This window comes from Pseudomonas sp. PAMC 26793, assembly GCF_000313235.1.
Lineage (GTDB): Bacteria > Pseudomonadota > Gammaproteobacteria > Pseudomonadales > Pseudomonadaceae > Aquipseudomonas > Aquipseudomonas yamanorum.
This window is the reverse complement of the sequence record NZ_AMXG01000004.1, coordinates 1-21,949: the sequence shown is the minus strand read 5'-3', so window position 1 is coordinate 21,949 and position 21,949 is coordinate 1. Positions and strand designations below refer to the sequence as shown.

23 protein-coding genes are annotated in these 21,949 nt (G+C 59.8%); 12 read left to right on the top strand and 11 right to left on the bottom strand.

What is annotated here, in order from left to right; translation table 11 throughout:
• Positions 1-18 precede the first annotated feature (18 nt).
• Genes D109_RS0100260 through D109_RS0100235 form a run of 6 tightly spaced genes read right to left on the bottom strand, consistent with a single transcriptional unit; the run spans position 19 to position 5,518 of the window.
• Positions 19-852, bottom strand: coding sequence for a phosphodiesterase (locus D109_RS0100260; protein WP_017475092.1), 834 nt, complete (start codon positions 850-852; stop codon positions 19-21).
• A gap of 16 nt (positions 853-868) precedes the next feature.
• Positions 869-1,900, bottom strand: a complete 1,032-nt coding sequence (locus tag D109_RS0100255) for an ABC transporter ATP-binding protein (protein WP_017475091.1) — start codon at positions 1,898-1,900, stop codon at positions 869-871.
• Positions 1,897-2,691 carry an ABC transporter permease gene (locus D109_RS0100250; protein WP_017475090.1) on the bottom strand — a complete coding sequence of 265 codons (795 nt, stop codon included), beginning with the start codon at positions 2,689-2,691 and terminating at the stop codon, positions 1,897-1,899. Before D109_RS0100250 ends, D109_RS0100255 begins: the two co-directional genes overlap by 4 nt.
• On the bottom strand, positions 2,688-3,509 hold the full coding sequence (locus D109_RS0100245) for an iron ABC transporter permease (RefSeq protein ID WP_017475089.1): 822 nt from the start codon (positions 3,507-3,509) through the stop codon (positions 2,688-2,690). Before D109_RS0100245 ends, D109_RS0100250 begins: the two co-directional genes overlap by 4 nt.
• Positions 3,510-4,514 (bottom strand): ABC transporter substrate-binding protein, encoded by a 1,005-nt coding sequence (locus tag D109_RS0100240; protein ID WP_017475088.1) that lies wholly within the window; start codon positions 4,512-4,514, stop codon positions 3,510-3,512.
• Positions 4,514-5,518: a LacI family DNA-binding transcriptional regulator gene (locus D109_RS0100235; RefSeq protein WP_017475087.1), complete on the bottom strand. Its 1,005-nt coding sequence runs from the start codon at positions 5,516-5,518 to the stop codon at positions 4,514-4,516. The genes D109_RS0100240 and D109_RS0100235 overlap by 1 nt, the downstream gene beginning before the upstream one ends.
• A gap of 445 nt (positions 5,519-5,963) precedes the next feature.
• On the opposite strand from D109_RS0100235, the gene D109_RS0100230 reads away from it, so the two are divergent.
• Both D109_RS0100230 and D109_RS0100225 read left to right on the top strand, forming a co-directional pair.
• Positions 5,964-7,061, top strand: a complete 1,098-nt coding sequence (locus D109_RS0100230) for a carboxynorspermidine decarboxylase (protein ID WP_017475086.1) — start codon at positions 5,964-5,966, stop codon at positions 7,059-7,061.
• Between the two features lie 29 nt (positions 7,062-7,090).
• Entirely contained in the window at positions 7,091-8,335 is a 1,245-nt protein-coding gene (locus tag D109_RS0100225) for a saccharopine dehydrogenase family protein (protein WP_017475085.1), read from the top strand.
• Positions 8,336-8,545: 210 nt separating this feature from the next.
• Here the strand turns inward: D109_RS0100225 and D109_RS0100220 are convergent, their stop codons facing one another.
• Positions 8,546-9,325, bottom strand: coding sequence for an IclR family transcriptional regulator (locus tag D109_RS0100220; RefSeq protein WP_017475084.1), 780 nt, complete (start codon positions 9,323-9,325; stop codon positions 8,546-8,548).
• Between the two features lie 215 nt (positions 9,326-9,540).
• On the opposite strand from D109_RS0100220, the gene D109_RS0100215 reads away from it, so the two are divergent.
• From D109_RS0100215 to D109_RS0100200, 4 genes are read left to right on the top strand one after another with little or no spacing between them, the layout of a single operon-like run.
• Complete coding sequence (locus D109_RS0100215) at positions 9,541-10,323, top strand: ABC transporter substrate-binding protein (protein WP_017475083.1); 783 nt, start codon at positions 9,541-9,543, stop codon at positions 10,321-10,323.
• Positions 10,320-10,988, top strand: coding sequence for an ectoine/hydroxyectoine ABC transporter permease subunit EhuD (gene ehuD, locus D109_RS0100210; protein ID WP_017475082.1), 669 nt, complete (start codon positions 10,320-10,322; stop codon positions 10,986-10,988). The genes D109_RS0100215 and ehuD overlap by 4 nt, the downstream gene beginning before the upstream one ends.
• Complete coding sequence (locus D109_RS0100205; RefSeq protein ID WP_017475081.1) at positions 10,985-11,791, top strand: amino acid ABC transporter ATP-binding protein; 807 nt, start codon at positions 10,985-10,987, stop codon at positions 11,789-11,791. The genes ehuD and D109_RS0100205 overlap by 4 nt, the downstream gene beginning before the upstream one ends.
• Positions 11,733-12,998, top strand: coding sequence for an FAD-binding oxidoreductase (locus D109_RS0100200; protein ID WP_017475080.1), 1,266 nt, complete (start codon positions 11,733-11,735; stop codon positions 12,996-12,998). The genes D109_RS0100205 and D109_RS0100200 overlap by 59 nt, the downstream gene beginning before the upstream one ends.
• A 62-nt stretch (positions 12,999-13,060) precedes the next feature.
• Here the strand turns inward: D109_RS0100200 and D109_RS1000000132280 are convergent, their stop codons facing one another.
• Both D109_RS1000000132280 and glsB read right to left on the bottom strand, forming a co-directional pair.
• Positions 13,061-13,747 (bottom strand): M24 family metallopeptidase, encoded by a 687-nt coding sequence (locus tag D109_RS1000000132280; RefSeq protein ID WP_017475079.1) that lies wholly within the window; start codon positions 13,745-13,747, stop codon positions 13,061-13,063.
• A 117-nt stretch (positions 13,748-13,864) separates the two neighbouring features.
• Positions 13,865-14,773 carry a glutaminase B gene (gene glsB / locus D109_RS0100190; RefSeq protein WP_017475078.1) on the bottom strand — a complete coding sequence of 303 codons (909 nt, stop codon included), beginning with the start codon at positions 14,771-14,773 and terminating at the stop codon, positions 13,865-13,867.
• Positions 14,774-14,944: 171 nt separating this feature from the next.
• Here glsB and D109_RS0100185 point away from each other — a divergent pair, with 171 nt between their 5' ends.
• Positions 14,945-15,442, top strand: a complete 498-nt coding sequence (locus D109_RS0100185; protein ID WP_032868028.1) for a signal peptidase II — start codon at positions 14,945-14,947, stop codon at positions 15,440-15,442.
• Between the two features lie 217 nt (positions 15,443-15,659).
• On the opposite strand, the gene D109_RS0100180 is transcribed toward D109_RS0100185, so the two are convergent.
• The gene (locus D109_RS0100180) at positions 15,660-16,070 is read right to left on the bottom strand and encodes a hypothetical protein (protein WP_017475076.1); all 411 of its coding nucleotides are present in this window, start codon (positions 16,068-16,070) and stop codon (positions 15,660-15,662) included.
• 108 nt (positions 16,071-16,178) lie between these two features.
• Here D109_RS0100180 and D109_RS0100175 point away from each other — a divergent pair, with 108 nt between their 5' ends.
• The 5 genes from D109_RS0100175 (at position 16,179) to D109_RS0100155 (ending at position 21,137) form a co-directional block, all read left to right on the top strand.
• Complete coding sequence (locus tag D109_RS0100175) at positions 16,179-17,030, top strand: helix-turn-helix domain-containing protein (RefSeq protein WP_026077669.1); 852 nt, start codon at positions 16,179-16,181, stop codon at positions 17,028-17,030.
• Between the two features lie 290 nt (positions 17,031-17,320).
• Positions 17,321-18,049, top strand: a complete 729-nt coding sequence (locus D109_RS0100170; RefSeq protein ID WP_017475074.1) for a winged helix-turn-helix domain-containing protein — start codon at positions 17,321-17,323, stop codon at positions 18,047-18,049.
• Positions 18,042-18,800: an EAL domain-containing protein gene (locus D109_RS0100165; RefSeq protein WP_026077668.1), complete on the top strand. Its 759-nt coding sequence runs from the start codon at positions 18,042-18,044 to the stop codon at positions 18,798-18,800. The genes D109_RS0100170 and D109_RS0100165 overlap by 8 nt, the downstream gene beginning before the upstream one ends.
• Positions 18,801-18,832: 32 nt before the next feature.
• Positions 18,833-19,522 carry a winged helix-turn-helix domain-containing protein gene (locus D109_RS0100160; RefSeq protein ID WP_026077667.1) on the top strand — a complete coding sequence of 230 codons (690 nt, stop codon included), beginning with the start codon at positions 18,833-18,835 and terminating at the stop codon, positions 19,520-19,522.
• 220 nt (positions 19,523-19,742) lie between these two features.
• On the top strand, positions 19,743-21,137 hold the full coding sequence (locus tag D109_RS0100155; RefSeq protein WP_026077666.1) for an undecaprenyl-phosphate glucose phosphotransferase: 1,395 nt from the start codon (positions 19,743-19,745) through the stop codon (positions 21,135-21,137).
• 282 nt (positions 21,138-21,419) lie between these two features.
• Here D109_RS0100155 and D109_RS01000000131640 read toward each other — a convergent pair.
• On the bottom strand, positions 21,420-21,949 hold a 530-nt coding region (locus D109_RS01000000131640; protein ID WP_032868019.1), incomplete at its 5' end, for a YjbH domain-containing protein.

The following is a 21,949-nucleotide window of genomic DNA, read 5'->3' as shown; positions in this document are numbered from 1 at the left end:
ATGGACCTCCGGGAAACTTCAGTCAATCAATCCATGAGCGTCATAAAACGGGTACGGCCCCGGGTAGTCCCCGAATACACCGTTGTGGCTGATCAACCCTTGCTGTTCATCCCAGCGGTGCAAGAGGTAACCCGCCGGTTCCAGGTTGAAATGCGCTGGAGCAGCCTCCTGTAGATCCAGCACGATTTGATGGGACGTGCCCGGGCATACGCAGCTCACACTGCCGCCGAAACGGCGCTGCATCGGCCGGTGCAAATGCCCGCACAACAGGCGTTCCACCTGGGGGTGACGGGCGATGACCTTTTCCAGCGCAGCGGCGTTGATGAACGGCTCGCGGTCCATATGGCCGATGCCGCTGATAAACGGCGGGTGATGCAAGATCAGCAGGGTCGGCACGTTCGGTTGCAGCGCCAGTTTCTCATCAAGCCACTGCAATTGGCTGTCCAGCAGCTGGCCGCCATGGGCATCGGGAATCGTCGAATCCAGGCCGATCAGCCGCACCGGATAGTCGTCCACCACCCAGTCCAGCGGGCCATCGGCGCTCGCCGGCAAATAGCGGTGATCACCAAAGGCGGCGAGCAAATGCTGGCGGTTGTCGTGATTGCCCGGCACCAGGTAGCAAGGCATCTGCAAACGGGCCAGTTCGGGGTGCAGCACGGCGTATTCATCGGCGCGACCGAAGTCCACCAGGTCGCCGCTGATCACCACGATATCGGGCCTCGGGTAGCTGGCATTCAGGTGGTCGACGGCACGGCGCAATGCACCGAGGGTGTCGACCACGCCGTAAGTCAGACGCTGGCCGGCTTTAAGGTGCAGATCGCTGATCTGCGCAACAAGAAACGGACGGTTCAAAATAGGCTCTCTGAAGTCAGGCATGCAGGGTGAACAGCTTGTGTGGGGCGATGGCCAGTGCAATCGGTGCGCCGACGGTGTGAAGCTGGTTGTCGCTGCTGTCCACCAGCAACGGTTGCGGGCCACCGACATCCACCAGCAGGCGGCTTTGCGCGCCCTGGAAAAACTGCGCCAGCAAATGCCCGTGCAGGTGCCCTTCGCTCTCCATCACCCGCAGGTGCTCGGGGCGGCAGTACACGGTGGCTGGCAGATGGGCTTCGTGCCACGGCAGTTCGCCGCCGCACACTTTCAAGCCATGGGCCGTGCGATCAACCACCGAAAAGGCATTCAGGTTGCCCACAAAGCCTGCAACAAACGCGTTGGCCGGCTGCTGGTAGATCTCCCGCGGGCTGGCCAGTTGCGCGATACGCCCCTGCTCCATCACCAGGATGCGATCTCCCAGGGCCATGGCTTCACCCTGATCGTGGGTGACGAACACCGAGGTGATGCCGAGGCCGCGCAATAGCTGATCCAGCTCACTGCGCAGGCGCTCACGCAACTGTGCATCGAGGGCGGCCAACGGTTCATCCAGCAACAGCACTTTGGGCCGAGGCGCCAAGGCGCGAGCCAATGCCACACGCTGACGCTGACCGCCGGACAGTTCATGGATGCTGCGCTTGCCGTGGTTCTGCAAGCCCACCAGCTCCAGCAGTTCGTCACAGCGTTTGTTGCGCTCTGCCGGCGCGACGCCGCGAATTTTCAGGCCGTACACGATATTGCCGGCCACATCCAGGTTGGGGAACAAGGCGTAATTCTGGAACACCATGCCCACATCACGGCGCTCGATGGGCAGGCGGGTGACGTCGTGGTCACCGAAAAACACCTGGCCCACATCGGGACGCTCAAGGCCGGCGATCAAGCGCAAGGTGGTGGTTTTGCCGCAACCGGACGGGCCGAGAATGGCCAGGGTTTCGCCGCCCTCGATGGTCAGGTCGAGGTTCTGCACGGCAACGGTGCCGTCGGCGAATGCCTTGCGGCAACCCTTCAGGCGAATGGTGATAGCGGTCATCGACGCTCTCCACGGGACAGACGAGCGCTGATGGCCTGCAACGCAATCAGCAGCGGCACGATCATCAGCAAAAAGATAAGGGTGTAGGCGCTGGCGATTTCCAGGCGGGCCGAGGCGTAGCTGTCGGCAAGGCCGACGGGCAAGGTCTTGGTCATCGGCGTATGGAGCATCCAGGTCAGGTTGAACTCTCCCAGGGACAGGGTCACGACCATCAGCACCCCGGCGAGGATCCCCGCCCGGCAGTTGGGCACTACCACACTGAAGAAGCGTCGCAGGGGACCGGCTCCCAGGCTCGCAGCAGCCTCTTCCAGCACCGGCAACTGCTGGCGTTGCATCACCGCCATCACCGGGCGCACCAGGAACGGCAAGGTGAACAACACGTGCCCCACCAGGATGAACAACCAGCTGCTGCGAAACCCGCCGAACTGGCCGTAGGTCAGCAACAACGCCAGGGCACTTGCCAGGCCAGGCATGGCCACCGGCAGCACCATCAATTCCTCGAAGGCGCGGCTGAAGCGGTTGTTCATCCGCACCAAGGCGTACGCCGCCGGCACACCGATCACACAGACACACACCGCGCAGGCCAGGGCCAGTTGCAGCGAGAGCCAGACCGTCGGCGAATAGGCCTGCCAGACCTGAATCAACCAGTCGAACGTCAGGCCGCTGGACAGGCCGACGAAGAAGTTGCGCGTCAGCCCCGCCAGCAATGACATCAACACCGGCACCAACATGAAGGCGCAGACCAGCAAGGTAAACAGCAACTGGATGACAAACAGCGATGAGCGCTTCACAGGACGGTCCCCGCGTTTTTCACCAGACGCCGCGTCAGTAACAACACGGCCCAGGTCACCGCGCCGAGCACCACCGAGAGTGCCGCGGCTACCGCAAAATTGGCGTAGTTGGTGAACACGTTATAGATAGCGACGGGCGTCACGTTCAGCCGCGTGCCCAGGGTGAACGCCGTGCCGAAGGCGCCCATGGACGTGGCAAAACAGATCGCCCCGCAGGAGGCCAACGCCGGTGCCAGGCCCGGCACGATCACGTCGCACACCACCCGCCAATGCCCGGCTCCCAGTGAATGGGCCGCTTCCTCCAGGCTGCGATCGAGGCTTTCACAAGCCGCCATCACCGTGAGAATCACCCGCGGAATCGAGAAGTACAGGTAGCCGACAAACAACCCTGCCAATGAATAGGCAAAGATCCAGCGTTCACCGGCCAACTGAAGCCCGAGTGCGGCGAACAAGCCTTGTCGACCCGCCAGCAGGATCACCAGGAAGCCCACCACCACACCGGGGAACGCCAGGGGAAACGTCAACAACGCCACCAGCGCCGAACGCCCGAAGAATTGCTGGCGGGCGAGAAACACACCGGCGATGCCGCCCACCAGCAGCGCCGCCAACGTCACCAGCACCGCGAGCACGCAGGTTTGCGCCAGGCTGCCCAGGTATTGCGCGCTGCTCAGGACCTGCCAGTAACCGCTGCCGTGGCTGTCGCGGCGTTCACCGCCCAGCACCATCAGGTGCGCCAACGGCAACAACCAGAACGCGAGCAGCACCGCAAACGCCGGGGCCAGTGCCCAGGCGGGATTTGGCCGCAAGAGTGCCTTCACTTACTTGACCTCACTCAGGTAACGCGCGGCGAAGGCTTCCTGCACGGCGGCCATTTTTTGGTAATCCACCACGCCGGCACGGGCGTAGTCGCTGTCCGGCAGAAACTGCGCGGCGACGTCCGCCGGCATCTTCACAGGCCGGACCGGGCGCAGGTAGGCCTTGGCCCAGAGCGCCTGGCCCGCATCAGACAGGACGAAGTCCAGGACCTTTTCACCGTTGGCACGATGCGGTGCGTTCGCCACCAGGCTCATCACGTACGGCACGCTGATGCTGCCTTCCTTGGGAATCACGAAGGCGACGTTGGCGTTGTCCTTGTAGCGGGCGCGGTAGGCGTTGAAGTCGTAGTCCACCAGGATCGGCAACTCGCCGGAGAGCACCCGCGCATAGGCGGTTTGCTTGGGCACGATGGGGGCGTTTTTCGCCAGCTTCTGGAAGTAGTCGATGGCCGGGGCGAAGTTATCGAGGTCGCCGCCCAGAGCACGATTGATCGCCACCGCCGAGACGTAGCCGACAAAAGCGCTGGACGGGTCGAGGTAACCGACCATGCCTTTGTACTCAGGCTTGAGCAGGTCGGCCCAGCTTTGCGGCACCGGCAGCCCGCCCAGGGCATCGACGTTGACCATGATGCCCAGGGTGCCGGAGTGAGTCGCGAACCACTGGCCGTCCGGGTCTTTCAGGCCGGTGGGAATCTGCTCCCAGCCTTTGGGTTTATAGCCCTCCACCACCCCGGCCTTCTGCGCTTGCAAGCCGAACGTCACGCCGTAGTAGACAACATCGGCCACCGGCGCGGCTTTCTCGGCCACCAACTGCGCCAGGGACTGGCCGGAGTTCTTGTTATCCAGCGGCACCTGCACGCCGGTGGTCGCCGCGATGGCCTTGAGTTGCGTGCCCCAGTCCGCCCAGTCTGGCGGGCAGTTGTAGCAAATCGCGGTGTCCGCGGCCTGGGCCAGGCTGGCCGTGCCGCACAGCAGCAATGCCGCCAGGGTTTTACTGAGCATGCTCATCAAGCGTCTCCTTTATGGGGTTGGGTACTTTCGCCCGGCCGGACATGGCACGGCAGGCAGTGGGAAGTCGGCGCGTTGCCGGCGATTTGCGCCAGCAGTTGGTCGATCACGGTGCTGGCCAACAGCGCGATGGGCTGCACCACGCTGCACAGCGTCGGGTGCATCTGGGTGCCCAGGGAAATACCGTCGAACCCCATCACCGAAAGTTGTTCGGGCACATTCCAGGCGTGGCGACGCAGTTCGGCAATCAGGCTGATGGCGAGAAAATCGTTGGAACACACCAGCGCTGTGGGGGCCTGTGGGCCTTGCAGGAAGGGTTCGATGGCGGCGAATTCGGCCTGGGTATGGGCCGGCATCTCAATCACTGGCTGGCTATCGAGGCCGTACTCGCCCATGGCATCGCAGTACCCGGCATAACGCAGGCGGGCGCGGTCGGACTGCAACGCGGGGCCGGCGACCATGGCGATCCGGCGATGGCCCGCCTCCAGCAGATAACGGGTTGCGAGGGCCATGCCGGCGCGGTTGTCCACCGAGACGGCGCTGTAGTTAGGGTTGTCGGGTTGGTGGTAGGCCAGCACGAACGGCGTTTCTTCCGTGGCCAGGCTGTGGAGCACGCTGTTGCTTTCGGCGTCGGTGACGGTCAGCACCAAACCATCGACACGCTGGCGCAGCAGCTCTTCCACCACACTGCTTTCGCGCTCGGCGCTGTAGTCGGTGGTGGCCAGCAACAGGTTATAGCCACGCAGCCGTGCGGCGCGCTCCATGGCCTGGAACTGCTCGGCGAACACCGGGTTAAGCAGGTTGGGCACCACCACGCCGATCAGGTTGGTGGTTTGCAGGCGCAGTTGGCGGCCCAGCAGGTTGGGCCTGAAGCCCAGCTCCCGGGCGGCGGCGAATACCTGCTCACGGGTGGCCGGACGCACCTGCTCCGGGGAGGCAAAGGTGCGGGCAGCGGTGGCGCGGGATACGCCGGCCAACCGCGCTACGTCTTTCAAATCAGTCATTGTCACTCGCTTGAGATCGATCTCATTGGCGAGGACAGTAACGGGGGAATGTGGCAGTCAGGCGATGGGGAGATGACGGTTTGATGTCAGTGTGGGAGCTGTCGAGCTTGATCGTTCCCACGCTCTGCGTGGGAATGCATCCCGTGACGCTCCGCGTCACCACTGCGCAAGACTTGAACCTTGCATAGCCCGATGGACGCAGAGCGTCCGAGGCGGCATTCCCACGCAGAGCGTGGGAACGATCACAGATGCAGCGTCCATTCTCACCTCTCGTCGCCGAAGCTGTGGTCCGTTATCAAAGCGGCTCATCATACCTACGGGCTGTCATATTCACAGGCCAGCTTATAACCGGGCCAGCAAATTCCGCTGACTAACCTTTCGATCTGTCCCAAGTGCGGGCACAATGCGTGTCCTTTTTTGGCAGGCACCGCCGCAGGCTCTGAAAATGATCAAAACGCCGTACTACCTCATCGACAAACAGAAGCTTCTGGTCAACATGCAGAAGATCGCCTACGTGCGCGAACAGTCCGGCGCCAAGGCTTTGCTGGCCCTCAAGTGTTTCGCCACCTGGTCGGTGTTCGACCTGATGCAGGAATACATGGACGGCACCACCTCGTCGTCGTTGTACGAGCTGAAGCTGGGTCGCCAGAAGTTCGAAGGTGAAGCCCACGCCTACAGCGTGGCCTGGGCCGACGATGAAATCGAAGAGATGCTCGATAACTGCGACAAGATCATCTTCAACTCCATCAGCCAGCTGCAGCGCTTTGCCGAACGCAGCGAAGGCAAGACCCGCGGCCTGCGCGTCAACCCGCAGGTGAGCAGCTCCGACTACCTGCTGGCCGACCCGGCGCGCCCGTTCAGCCGTTTGGGCGAGTGGGACCCGGTGAAGATCGAAGGTGTGATCGAGCAGATCTCCGGCTTCATGTTCCACAACAACTGCGAGAACGGTGACTTCAACCTGTTCGACCAGATGCTCAACACCATCGAAGAACGCTTCGGCGCGCTGCTGCACAAGGTCAACTGGGTCAGCCTCGGCGGCGGCATCCACTTTACCGGTGAAGGCTATGCCATCGACGCCTTCTGCCAGCGCCTCAAGGCGTTCTCGCAGAAGTACGACGTGCAGGTGTACCTGGAGCCCGGCGAAGCCGCGATCACCAACAGCGCCTCCCTGGAAGTGACCGTGCTCGACACCCTCTACAACGGCAAGAACCTCGCCGTGGTAGACAGCTCCATCGAAGCCCACCTGCTGGACCTGCTGATCTATCGCCTCAACGCCAAGCTGACGCCAAGCAATGGCGAACACACCTACATGGTGTGCGGCAAATCGTGCCTGGCCGGGGACATCTTCGGTGAGTATCAATTTGATCAGCCGCTGGCCATCGGCGATCGACTGTCGTTCATCGACACGGCAGGCTACACCATGGTCAAGAAAAACTGGTTCAACGGCCTGAAAATGCCGTCCATCGTAGTGAAACAACTCGACGGTACAGTCGAAGTGGTTCGTGAATTTGGTTACGACGACTACCTGTCCAGCCTTTCGTAAAGCGGACAGATAAAGGAGAGATAAAGCAATTGAAAAAGAACGTTCTTATCATTGGTGCAGGAGGTGTCGCCAAGGTGGTGGCCCACAAGTGCGCGCAGCACAACGACGAACTCGGTCGTATTGCTATCGCGTCGCGCAACATCTCCAAATGCCAGGCCATCATCGACAGCGTCAAGGCCAAGGGTAGCCTCAAGGTACCCGCCCAGATTCAAGCCTTTGCGCTGAACGCTTTGGACGTGGAAGCGACCAAGGCACTGATCCGCGAAACCGAATCGCAGATCGTCATCAACGTCGGTTCCGCGTTCCTCAACATGTCGGTACTGCGTGCCTGCATCGACACGGGCGTGGCGTACCTCGACACCGCCATCCACGAAGAGCCGGGCAAGGTCTGCGAGACCCCGCCGTGGTACGGCAACTACGAATGGAACCACCTGGAAGAGTGCAAACAGAAGAACATCACGGCCATTCTCGGCGTGGGCTTCGACCCGGGTGTCGTCAACGCGTATGCCGCGCTGGCGCAGCAAAAGCATTTCGACCGCATTGATTCGATCGACATTCTCGACGTCAATGCCGGCTCCCATGGCAAATATTTCGCCACCAATTTCGACCCGGAAATCAACTTCCGCGAATTCACCGGACAGGTGTGGAGCTGGCAGAACAGCCAGTGGACCAGCAACACCATGTTCGAAGTCAAACGCACCGACGACCTGCCTGTGGTCGGTTCGCAGAACCTGTACCTGACCGGCCACGATGAAGTGCACTCGCTGTCGAAAAACCTCGACGTGCCCAATGTGCGTTTCTGGATGAGCTTCGGCGAACACTATATCAACGTGTTCACCGTGCTGAAAAACCTCGGCCTGCTCTCCGAAAAACCGGTCACCACCGCCGAAGGCCTGGAAGTCGTGCCGCTGAAACTGGTCAAGGCCGTGCTGCCCGACCCGTCGTCACTGGCACCGGGCTACACCGGCAAGACCTGCATTGGCGACCTGGTCAAGGGCACCAAGGACGGCCAGCCACGCGAGCTGTTCATCTACAACGTGGCCTGCCATGAAGAAGCCTTTGCCGAGACCGACAGCCAGGGCATCTCCTACACCGCCGGCGTACCGCCTGTGGCCGCAGCGCTGCTGGTTGCCCGTGGCGAGTGGGACGTGAAGCACATGGCCAACGTCGAGGAACTGCCGGCTGAGCCGTTCCTGAAGGCGCTGGACGTGATGGGCTTGCCGACTCGGATCAAAGACGAGAACGGTGACCGTGCCTGGGATGCAATTGCCTGATAGGCGATCGTTGACCGAACAAAAAAATGCGCCCTCAGGGGCGCATTTTTTGTTGGGGCCACATAAATCTCAAAGAACAATGAAGATCAAAATGTGGGAGCGGGCTTGCTCGCGAAAGCGGTGTGCCAGTCACTGCATCTGGCGACTGATACACCGCATTCGCGAGCAAGCCCGCTCCCACATTGGATTTGCTGTGTTCTTGAGGGCGAGTTACTCCAGGTTGCGCGCCGAATTGCTCAACGCCCTTGAACACTGCAACAACGCCGGCGCCAACTGTTTCTCCGCATCCGCCCGGCTCCACCGACTGGTGGGCGCCACCACATGCACCGCCGCCACCGGCCGGCCATTCGCCCCCAGCACCGGCGCGCCGATGGTCATGTCGCCCAGGAACAGTTCCTGGCCATTCACCGCATAACCCTGCTCGCGCACCTGCTGCAACGACGCCATGATCCTGTCGACCTCAGTCAATGTCTGGCTGGTATGGGCCACCCGCTGGCTGTTCTCAATCAACACCAACGCCTCATCCTGCGGCAACGCACTCAAATACGCCCGCCCCGACGCCGTGCAGTACATCGGCACCCGCGAGCCAATCGGCATGTGCACCGGCACAAAGCCCGCGCTGACAAACCGCGCGATATAGGTCATGTCGTAACCCGCAGGCTCGGTCAGGCAGGAGGTTTCTCCGGTCAGGCGGGTCAATTCCGAGAGGAACGGGTTGGCCACCTCAATCAACGAATGCGCATCCAGATAACTGAAGCCCAACTCCAGCACCCGCGGTGTGAGTTGGTAATGGCGCGTGCGCGAGTGTTTCCGAAGGTAACCCAGGCTCTCCAGGGTAAACACCATGCGCTGGGCCGAGCTTTTGGTCATGCCGGCGGCCTCGGCCACCTCTGCAAGGCTCATGCTGCGGCGCTGTGCGCTGAATGCCTTGAGCACCGACAGGCCTTTTTCCAGGGATTGATTGTGCAAGCTGTTGCGTTCTTCAGACATGGCGAACTCGCGGTCAGGTCGATCAAGCGTAGCGATATTTCTACACCAAACTGCCAAATTCGACTACTAAAAATCGCATACCGATACGATTGGTTCATTTTGTCGATTTTCTATACCGCTTAACGATTTTATTGAATCGAAATGGCATAGAGCTTGCGGTTTGCTTTCCAACCGCTTGCGGTACTGACGATCCGTTTTCCTTCTGGAGTAACCCGATGAACAGTCTTTCGCCCTTGTTTCGCCGCCTCGCCTTCGGTATTTGCGCCACCTTTTGCGTAGCAACCGTGCACGCCGCCGGTGCGGCCTCGTACAAAGTCGGTGCAACGGCCAGCGGTTCGCCGTTCACCTTCCTCGACATCAAGAGCAACAGCATCCAGGGCGTGATGGTCGATGTCGCCAATGCCGTGGGCAAGGCCGGTGGCTTCACCAGTGAAATCGAGCAGACCAACTTTGCCGCACTGATTCCGTCCCTGACTTCCGGCAAGCTCGACTTCATCGCCGCCGGCATGCTCAAGACCCCGGAGCGTGCCCAGGTGGTGGACTTCAGCGCGCCGGTGTACGCCTACGGCGAGGGCCTGATCGTGAGTGCCGACGACAACGCGACCTATACCGACCTCAGTTCCTTGAAGGACCAAGTGGTCGGCGTACAAGCCGGCACGATCTTCTACGACATGCTCAACAAGCTGGGGATCTTCAAGGAAATCCGCACCTACGACTCCATCGGCGAAATGGTCCGCGACCTGAGCCTGGGCCGCATCAAGGCCGCGGTGGGCGACCAGCCGGTGGTGGCCTACCAGATCCGCCAGAAGCTGTTCAAAGGCGTGAAGCTCGCCGCCGACTACAAGCCGGTCAACGTCGGTGAGGTATGCCTGGTGGTACGCAAGGGCGACAGCGAAACCCTCGCCCGCCTGAACCAGGCCATCGCCAGCATCAAGGCCGACGGCACCCTGGAGGCGATCCTCAAGAAGTGGGGGCTTGATGCCCAGGTGCAGCCATGAACCCGGCTGAATTCCTGCAAAACGCCCGTGACTTCCTGCCGATCCTGCTGCAGGGCGCCTGGGTGACGATTCAGATCACCGTATTGTCGTTCCTGCTCAGCAGCGCGATTGGCCTGGTGCTGGCGTTGCTCAAGCTGTCGCCGATCCGTGCGCTGTCGTGGGCAGCGAGCACCGTGATCAATGTGATTCGCGGCCTGCCAATCATCGTGCAGCTGTTCTACATCTACTTCGTGTTGCCGGACATGGGCGTGCACCTCAGCGCGTTCCAGGCGGGCGTGATCGGCATGGGCATCGCCTACTCGGCGTACCAGGCAGAAAACTTCCGTACCGGCATCATCGCCGTGGAGCAAGGCCAGCGTGAAGCCGCCGAGGCCCTGGGCATGCGCTCGGTGCTGATGATGCGCCGGGTGATCCTGCCCCAGGCCTTTCGCATCGCGCTGCCGCCCTATGGCAACACCCTGGTGATGATGCTCAAGGACTCGTCCCTGGTGTCGACCATCACCGTGGCCGAGATGACGCGCCAGGGGCAACTGATCGCCTCGTCCACCTTCCAGAACATGACCGTCTACACCCTGGTCGCCCTGCTCTACCTGCTGATGAGCCTGCCGCTGGTGTATGGCCTGCGCCGCATGGAACAGCACCTGGGCCGGAGGAAAAAAGCATGATCGAGATTCGCCAACTGCAAAAACACTACGGCACCCATCGCGTGCTGCACGGCGTCGACCTGGACGTGGCCAAGGGCGAAGTGGTGTGCCTGATCGGTCCGTCCGGCTCGGGCAAATCCACCTTGTTGCGCTGCATCAACGCCCTGGAAGCCTACGACGGCGGCACCATCCGCGTATTCGGCGAAACCGTGCAGCGCAGCAGCAAGACCGTGCACGCCCTGCGCAGCCGCATGGGCATGGTGTTCCAGCGCTTCAACCTGTTCCCCCATCGCACCGTGCTGGAAAACGTGATGGAAGGCCCGGTATACGTCAAACACGAACCGCTGAAACAGGCCCGGGAAGAAGCCCTGGCGTTGCTGGATAAAGTCGGCCTGTCGGCCAAGGCCGATGCCTACCCGGAACAACTCTCCGGCGGCCAGCAACAACGGGTGGCCATCGCCCGCGCACTGGCGATGAAGCCCGACGCCATGCTGTTCGACGAACCCACCTCGGCCCTCGACCCGGAACTGGTGGGCGATGTGCTGGAGGTGATGCGCACCCTGGCCGATGAAGGCATGACCATGATTGTGGTGACCCACGAAATGGGCTTTGCCCGGGAAGTGGCCGACCGCGTGTGCTTCCTGCACGGCGGCTACATCGTCGAGAGCGGGCCGGCCGAGCAGGTACTGGGCAACCCGCAACAACCACGTACCCAGGACTTCCTGCGCCGCGTGCTGCATCCCACGGCCAACACCCGGAGCCTTCATGAAGTCACTCTGGGCGGCGACGGCGCCCGCTGCACCGCCGACACCCGCGCTGGCTGAGTCGTTGAAGGTGGACGTGGCCATCGTCGGCGCCGGGTATACCGGTTTGTCCACGGCCCTGCACCTGGCGGAACGTGGCGTGAGCGTGTGCGTGCTGGAAGCCAACGAACCCGGCTGGGGGGCGTCCGGGCGCAATGGCGGGCAGGTCAACCCGACGCTCAAATACGACCCGGATCAACTGGTGCAGAGGTACGGTGCCGAGCACGCCGAGCCGCTGATCAACACCGTGTCCAACTCGGCAGACCTGGTGTTCAACCTGATCCAGCGCCATGGCATCGACTGCGCCCCCACGCGCAAAGGCTGGATGCAGGTTTCCTATTCCGAAAAAGGCGTGGCAGGCCTGCATGCTCGCGCCGAGCAATGGGAGCGTCGCGGGGTGCCGGTGCAGCGCCTGGATGCCAGCGCGGTGTCCGCCCGCATGGGCAGCCAGGCGTTTGCCGGCGGCTGGCTGGACGGTCGCGCCGGTGCCATTCAACCCCTGGCCTATGCGCGCGGCCTGGTGCGTGCAGCCCAGGCGGCCGGCGTACGCATTCATGGGCAAAGCGCGGTGACTGCGATGCAACAGGCGGGGGCTGGCTGGAAGTTGCAGACCGCCAACGGCCCACAGGTGTCGGCCGGCCAAGTGGTGCTGGCCACCAACGGCTACAGCGGCGACTTGTGGCCCGGCATGGCCCAGAGCGTGCTGGCGGCCAACAGTTTTATCGTCGCCACCCGGCCCTTGAGCGGGGCAGCGGCAGAAAGCATTTTGCCCGGGCAGGAAACCGTCTCAACCGCCCAACGCCTGCTGCTGTACTTCCGCAAGGATGCCCATGGTCGCCTGCTGATGGGCGGGCGCGGGTTGTTCGAAGACCCCACCGGGCCAGCGGACTTTGCGCACCTGGAACGCTCCCTGGCGTTGTTGTTCCCGCAGTTGGGCAAGCTGGATTTCGAGTACCGCTGGGCAGGACGGATCGCGATCACCCGGGACTTTATGCCCCACGTTCACGAGCCCGCACCCGGCTTGACCCTGGCGCTGGGCTGCAACGGGCGCGGGATTGCGTTGTGTACCAGCCTGGGCCAGCAATTGGCGGGGCGCTTGTGTGACAGCCGTTCGGATTTTTCTTATCCGGTAACTCCACTGCAGCGACTACCCTTGCATGGATTGCAGCGGTTCTACATCGGCGCGGGCGTGGCGTGGTACAGCTTGCTGGATCGCCTCTCCCTGTAGGAGCGAGCTTGCTCGCGAAAAACTCGAAGGCGCCGCGTTTCGTCAGGAGACCGGCGCCCTCGTCAAAGCTCGCAGGCCTCAGCCTCGTCGCTGAAGAAATAGATATTTTCGTGCTTATACCCCCAGCGACCACCTCGCTCGCGAATATGCGGCTCGAAGGTAAAGCACGCCACTTCCTCAAGACGCCGGTGATTCCCCGCCTCGATGTAGAGCCGCTGGTCGCGCCGCTCGCAGATGCTGTGACCGACGTTGCCAGCGAAATCGAGGTTCTCGAACCCCTCGGATGCGATCATGTCATTAGCGAACGCGTGGAGATCGTTGAACGTGGTTTCAGGCCGGGCGAATGTGCGCATCATCGCGTGTAGCTGGTGCTCGACTTCATAGCCCCTGCTGAACCCGGTCCCCACCGGAACCGCCCGGCACACGCCCTCCTCCACATAGAAAGAGCGGGCACAATCGCCCCACACATTGCCTGCTCTCGGGCTCAAATCCACCGTGATCAGATTGTGTAAACCAACGGCTTCATCACTGGGCTGATAGTCGCGTCCCGACACCGAAAGCGCACTGCGCGAACCCAGCAACACGAAGGCCGGGCAGTCGTAATACCAGGTCTCCGGATAACCGGAATCCGCAAGCATCTGCGTCGCCATTTCGGCGATGGAGGCTTCGGTGGACTGTGGCGTGATTCGCGTAACGAGCTGCTGCAGCACCGACTTGGCGGCGGCCTGGACCACGCGATTAGGCAACATGGATTGTCTCTGACGGATGGGGGATTGCGTCGATAGTATCAGCACCCTCCTCGACAGGGAGACGTGCTCGGATTTTAAGCTCGTTCCCACGCAGAGCGTGGGAGCGATCAATTCTCGTCAAAAAACCGACCATCCGATACGCTCGCTCAACAACTCCAACGCCTTCATCCCCGCCAGGGAATTGCCGGCCGCATTCAGCTCCGGTGACCACACGCATACCGTAAACTGCCCCGGCACCACGGCGAGAATTCCGCCGCCGACCCCGCTCTTGCCCGGCAAGCCAACGCGATAAGCAAAATTCCCCGCCTCGTCATACAGCCCGCTGGTGGCCATGATCGAGTTCACCTGCTTGGTCTGCCGCGCCGTCAGAATCTGCTCACCGCTGTGGGTGCACACGCCCTCATTCGCCAGAAAGCAAAACGCCTTGGCCAAATCCAGGCAGCTCATCTGCAACGCGCAGTAGTTGAAGTAGCTGTGCAGCACTGCATCCACATCATTGTGGAAGTTGCCGAACGACTTCATCAGGTACGCCATCGCCGCATTGCGCGCGCCGTGCTGGGCTTCGGATTCGGCCACGACGCTGTTGACCAGGATCTGCGGATTGCCCGACAGCCGCCGCACAAAATCACGCATGGACAAAATCGGCACGGCAAAGCGCGACTGGTTGATGTCGCAAATCACCAGCGCACCGGCGTTGATAAACGGGTTGCGTGGCCGGCCACGCTCAAACTCCAGCTGCACCATGGAGTTGAACGGTTGCCCCGACGGTTCGTGACCCAGGCGTTCCCAGATGCTTTCGCCGCCATGGTCGATGGCCTGCACCAGGCTGAACACCTTGGAGATGCTCTGTATGGAGAACAGGGTGTGAGCATCACCCGCGCAGTAGAACGAGCCGTCATTGCCATACACGGCAATGCCCAACTGCTGCGCCGGTACGTCGGCCAATGCGGGGATGTAATCGGCGACCTTGCCGAGGCCGATCAGTGGACGGACTTCGTCGAGGATCGACTCCAAAAGGGCCTGCATGTTGTGTTCTGGCATGGTTTGGGAATAGTTGTTGAGCGGGGCGCGGAGGATACCTGAAACGCCGGGGCCAGGCGGGCTGCTGGTGCAAAGATGGACGCTGCGCAGGCCGTGCGATATCTTCTGGCCGCCGCCGGTTCAGGCGAAAACACACGAAGGAGTGGAACGTTGAAGATGCAGGACGCTTTGAGAGGACGAAGCTTTGGTGTGCTGATGGGCATTGCCTTTATTGCCCTGGACCAGTTGATCAAACTGCTGGCGCTGTTTTCGCTGCAAGCCACGACGTTCCGGTTCGGCTCAAGCCCGGTGAACATGGCGTTGGAACTGAGCCTGAACCCGGGCGCATTCCTCAGCCTCGGCGCTGGTTTGCCGCCGCAGGTCAAGCAACTGATCTTTATCGTCGGTGTGGCCGCCGTAGTGTGTTGGGCCGGTTATTGGGCCTGGAAGAACTGGAACCATTCCCTGCGCAAAGCCGCGCCGCTTTTTTTGATTGCCCTGGGCGGCACTGGGAATTTGATCGACCGCGTCTTTCGTGACGGCCATGTCGTCGATTACATGGTGGTGAATGTCGGCTCGCTGCATACAGGCGTATTCAATCTTGCGGATATCGCGATCACCTTGGGTGCGTTGTTGCTGATGGTTGATCTGTTCAAGAACCCGGGTAACGTCTGAGGTTTGTCCAGTCAACCCGAATGGCTGCCGGAAAACCCTGAACACTTGTGGGAGCTGTCGAGCTTTAGCGAGGCTGCGATGGCGTCAGTTCTGCAACATTGAGGTCGGCTGACCCTCCGCTTTCGCAGCCTCGCTAAAGCTCGACAGCTCCTACGTTTGAGGTTTTTTCCAGCCAACCATGTGCGCTCTTGAACGCCACCGAAAACCCGCCCTCCACTCAATAGTGCGCCACATCCGACACCTGGGTATCCAGCACATCCCGCGCCAGTGCCCAAGCCTGATCCGTGGATTCGACTACCAGTAACGGGTAGCCCCACGCCTTGCCAAACATCACCGCAAACGGCTTGAGCGCCAGGCGTTTGGCCGCGCTGGGCTCGACCTGGATCATGCCTTTAACGAAAGCACGCAGGGCCGCCTTGTTCTTCTTCATCCAGATAGAAGCTTGTTTACGCTCTTCATGGGAGTGCTCGTGAGCGCTTTCGTCGACGGCTTTTTCATGCAGCAGTACGAAGGGTTCTTCGCGCTGCAACAAGGCCTCGAAGGCCCCAAAGGTGTCTTGCGATGGCGTGTCGCTGGGGGCGTCAAACACGATTTTCACCACGGGGAATGCTGAACTGTCGAGTTGCATGGGAAGCTCCTTTAACGAGAATGTTTCTCATAGTAACCATGCCATCACTGGACGCCATTGCACAGAATGGCCAGAATGTTTCGCAATCCAGCCACGACGCACCCCACCATGTACAACCACCGCCTCGAAACCCGTGACCCATTGCGCCCGGCCCTTGCCGATGCGATTCCCCGTGCCGTGGTCGCGGTGAGCGCCTCGAGCACTTCTGCCAGTTGGGAGCACGCACCGCACCAGCATCGCAAGGGTCAGTTGATGTACACGTTGCGCGGGGTGATCCATTGCGTCATCGAAGAAGGTATCTGGATCGTGCCACCCCAGTGCGCACTATGGATTCCCGGCGGACTTTCCCATGCCGCACGCGGGTCGGGAGCGGCGGATGTCTACTGCCTGCTGGTCGACCCGGACGCTGCCGGTGCCCTGCCACAGCAATGCTGCACGCTGGCGGTATCGCCGTTGTTACACGAATTGATCAGCAAGGCCGTCAGCTTCCCGCCGCTGTACGACACCGAAGGCGCCCAAGGCCGGTTGGTAGCCACACTGTTGGACGAACTGGCGCTGGCGCCGGTGGAGGCCCTGCACCTGCCCATGCCCCGGGACACTCGGCTGCGGCGCCTGGCCGACAGTTTGCTGGCCAACCCCAGCGACAAGGCCACCCTGGGTGAATGGGCCGTGCGCATCGGCATGAGCGAACGCAGCATGACCCGGCTGTTGCTGGAGGAGATTGGCCTGAGTTTCGGCCGCTGGCGCCGGCAGCTGCATGTGACCCTGTCACTGCAGCGCCTGGCGAAAGGCGAAAGCGTGCAGACGGTAGCGCTGGACCTCGGCTATGAAAACGCCAGCGGCTTTATCACCATGTTCCGCAAGGCCATCGGCCAACCCCCGGCGCGCTACCTCGCCGACCGCGCGAGCATCTCCCAGCACACAACCCCCGCTATCGCCTTGCTGGATTATTATAAATAGTCACGTATAAGCTCTTTAGAGCTTAAAGACTAGAAGGGTTAAATCATTCCAGCCAAAAAATATCAACCCGCCTAAAATACTTATCGCACACTAAAAAATTTGCACTAGCATATGAATACTCCTGCCCAGAAATCCGCTTTCAACACCCGCCTGAAATCCGCCTTATCCCCTGTAAATAACGTGGCGAATGTTAAAATTTGTCACGTTTTGGCGTATTCAATTCGATTAACATCTAAACGCCTGCAGCGATTGAATTGACGGCCTCGCATGCCGGAAAAGGGAGCAACGTGATGCATTTTTCCAACGTCCTCGCTATTGCACGGACCCCATCGAAATCCGAGGACTTCAGCGAGCTTATAGTTCGTACTGTACCGAAAAATCTAAAAGTCGATACACGCTCCTACGGCCAACTAATTGGTCCCTGTGAAAGCCATGGACATTACCGTGCCATCATCATAGAGATCGACACCCCCTCCGCCAGCACCCAAACGCTGGACATTATTAAAAAAACCAGATCCGAAAATCCTGGCAGCACGATTTTCCTGGTTGTCACCTTCGCCACCACACTAAGCAAAACCAAATACTATCTCGCAGGCGCCGACTATTGCATAAAGGTCGTCGAGAGCTCGCCCGAGAAAAAACTTGCCCTGTTTGCCGCGTTCCTCAGCGAGACGTACTGGCTAAGTAATACTGATTTGCTACTTGATCAGGACCGCATGTGCATCTACGGGGGAGGCAAAAAACTCGAAATTTCCTTCGTTGAAATGAAAGTGCTTGAAGCACTCATTCATAACCGCCTGCTCAGCCACGATGAGATTGCCGTGGTGATGGGGCTTAACGCCCGATTTTATGATTCCAGGGCGCTCGAAAAATCAATCAGCCGTTTGCGCGGCAAAATAAAATCGCACTATGGAAGTAATATTATTCAAAGCATCCGGGGTTACGGCTACAAACTGAGCAGAGGGCTGGCTTCGGTTAATCATATTCAACCCGTCAGGGAGCGGCCGAACCGTGAATAGCGGAACTCTATTGCTTGCGGACTCTGTCGAGTTTACATTTTCACGACAAGCGATACTTGAACGAAGTTGTGCGTTATGGGGCAGCGAGATCCGGGTCCATGCCGAGCATGTTCTTGACAACCTGCCCGCTGATACGTGCGCCTTTTATTCTGAACAACTTAAAGTCGCCTACAGTGAAGCCCTGCAATACACCAAACCGAGTTCGGTCGTTCAACAAGCAAAACGTTTGCGTGTGGACAAACGTTCGGGCCTCCTCCATAAGTTCCTCCGAATCGAGCAGTCATTATTGATGAATGAGGACCTGCTCAAGGAAATTGTCAGCACTTCCAATACCTTGGAAAAACACAAACAACAACTCATCGTCAGCGTCGAAAACACGCTGGATACTCTGCCGGGCCCGGTGGAGCGTCGAAATATGATCCGCCAGCTCTATAGCCTGAAAGACCGAAGCAGCCTGAAACTTGCCTATAACAATTACACACTCGATACAAAAAAAGCTGACCTGCTGACTGACTTGAGTCTTTATGACTATATAAAAATGCCTTTTCCAGACTCGGCCCTCAGGCTCAGTCTGAACACCCGTTCGGGCCTGTTCGACCGGCTTTACGACCAGATGCTGGGGGTGATGAGCACCTCCCGGGTCTCGTTCATCGCCGAAAACGTCGAGCACGCCGACAGCGCACTTCTCGCCAGACGCTTGCCTTTTGACTATTTTCAGGGCCCCTACTTCTCCCCTGCTGATAGTTTATGAACCCCCGTACTTTCCTGGAATCGGTGAATGCCATGAGTTCTCTCAAGAAACACACATTTACATCGACGTACCCGTCAATCGCACTGCAGGACTTCACGCCGAATGTGGCATTTTTACATTACGACGTCGACAGCGGACCGCTGATCGAAACGGCAGAAAAAACATCGGACGCTTCGACCAGTTCCTATGCCGTTACCAGTGAGCAGAACTTTAATCTCTGGCTCAGCAACTATGTGGCCGCGAAAAGACTGTACGAGGCCAGCAATCGCCTGACCCGAAAACTTTACGATGCCTCAAAAAACCCGAACATCACTGCACTAAAATCAGACACCCCACACCCGCACCCTAATAACACGCCGACCGAAACTGTTAATGCAGCACCCGTATTACGCACTCCCGATGTCTGGCTGCTCACCCAGCAAGACCGAGCATTGGTCAAAGGCGGGCTACGAATTTCCTTGACCACCATTGAGTCGGCGCTGATTAAAAAGATGCTGCACCATGAAGAACGTGTGGTGAGCAAGGAGGAACTTATTCGTAACATTGGGCGCGAACCCGACCTTTATCGCGGGCTTGAAATGTGCCTTAGCCGGCTGCAGGACAAGTTCAAACGCGTCAACGATGGCGAGCGCCTGTTCCGGGCGGTACGCAATCGCGGTTATTGCCTCACACAAAAAATAAAAAGCCCGTTGAGCAACCGCAACAACGTCGCCGAACAATAATTATTTCATAAAAATTACAATTCACCCTGCCTATTAAAACCTCGTTATATCTGCCATTTTATAACAACATGACCGCGTTATAAGTCGTCAGCCATTGCTCCCTGCCATTCATTACTATCAATACGCACGCCTACGCGTGCGCCTGCCATTTGATAGTCATTAAAACCACGCCTCGCTTTAACCTGCCAGTACGTGAGTGGATACCACAGGGAGCAGAAGTATGCTTAACAACAGAAGAATGCATCGTAACCTTACACCCAAGGGTCTGACCTTTTGGGGGCAGTGGGCAATTGCCTTGAGTGTGGTCGTTGTACTTTTGTTTTCACTGGTACTGTTCAAGACCGGACAATTGGAATCCCACTACCGGATATTGGCGGCCATTACAATACTGGCCTCTATCCCCGCTTACATGTTATGTGACGTCTATAGCAAAAAAGATGATTTTTTTGTAGGACTGGGACGACTATTTACGGGCTGGTTATTGACCTTGGGCATATTATCGGCGGTTGGCATTGCCTGTAATGCCAGCTCGCTGTTTCCCCTGGAGATCCTGCTACTCTGGGCAGCCGTCAGCTACCCAATACTAGCACTCTGCTACATTCCGATTCACAGTCTGTCCAGGTACTACCATCGGCAACTTCACGAGCGCCAGAAATCACTGATTATTGGCACGGGTAAACTAGCAACCGACTTGGCCAATACGCTTGCCAGACAAAAACGCTCACCCTTAGTCGGCCTCGTCGGTCCCGGCCCCGCTTCACCTCAAGACAGCACTCAACCGCAGATTCTCGGCGACTTGCCCGACCTTCCCTCATTGATCCGACAACACGGCATACGCCGCCTGTACATCACTCACTCCCTCCAGGAAGCCACGCACATCGAGGCGCTGTACCTCAACCTGCTGGAGATCAGCGTGGACGTGATTTGGGTGCCCGACCTCAACAATATGCTGCTGCTCAATCACAGCGTGGCCGAGGTAGACGGCCTACCCGCGATCTTCCTCAATGAGAGCCCGCTGACCAGCCGCCCCACGGCGGCGCTGAGCAAGTCACTGCTGGACAAGAGCCTGGCGCTGGTGGCGATTGTGCTGCTCAGCCCTTTGCTGCTGCTGTTCGCCCTGCTGATCAAGCTCACCTCCCCCGGCCCGGTGATTTTCAAGCAGGACCGTCACGGCTGGAATGGCGAAGTGATCAAGGTCTGGAAGTTCCGCTCGATGCGTGTGCATGACGACCGCGAGGTGCGCCAGGCCAGCCGCAACGACTCACGCATAACCCCGGTGGGGCGCTTTATCCGCCGTACCTCCATCGACGAACTGCCGCAGCTGTTCAACGTGCTGCAAGGGCATATGGCGCTGGTGGGCCCACGCCCCCATGCCGTGGCCCACAATGACTATTACTCGGGCAAGATTCGCGCGTACATGGCGCGGCATCGCATCAAGCCCGGTATCACCGGCCTGGCGCAAGTCAATGGCTGCCGGGGCGAAACCGAGACCCTGGAAAAGATGCAGCAACGGGTCGATATCGACCTGCGCTATATCAACAACTGGTCGCTGTGGCTGGACATCAAGATCCTGTTCAAGACGCCGTTCACCCTGCTCTCCAAAGACATCTACTAAGCCCTCCCTTCCCCGCGCCACCACACCGGCGGCGCGGGGCACCACACGCGCCCTTTGGGGCGTTATCCTCCCCTCCCCCTCATCATCCCCGCCCGGCGCGTAGCTAACGCCCACAGCAGCGCCTGGGCCCCAGGCCCAAGCCATTCGTATATAAGTCAGAGAGGAAAGTCAGGGACGTGTCGCGCGCCGGCATTGCACCTGGCGCTTTACTGTTGCGGCTTGCTCACCGCCCGGCGCATGAGCACCGGGCAGTGAGTTACCTCGTCGGCAGACGCCGCTACATCACTCAGTGATCTTCTCGAAGTTGTTGTAGAACAGCTCGCTGTCACGCCCGTCGGTCATGGTTTGCAGTGAGTACGCGCGGTTCAGGCGGGCGCCGCCATCACGGGTCAGTGGGGCCCATACGACGTTGGCGCGACGCATGGTCGAAGTGCTCATCAACTCGTCGAACGGGACGGAAATATAGATGCCCTTGTCGAAGCTGCCCTCGCCATATTCTTCCTTCGAGGCCGTGGTCAGCGTGACCCAGCCACCAAATTTCACGCCGTTCTTGAACTGCCGCGAGATGTCGACCGTGGTGCCCCAGTCCCGGGCCAGGTAACGCCCCACACTGACGGCCGCGAGTGTGTCGTAGGGCAGCTCGGTGTAGCTGGTGACATGCCCGGTGATGGTCTGGTAATCCCGCAGGCCGAAGCCCTGATTGAAATCACGCTGGCGCACGAAGTTCAGGTCTGCACCCACCGACCAGCGCCAATACATGACGACGTCCGATGTGACGATGCCGAACTTCCAGTTCAACCATGCGGCGCGGC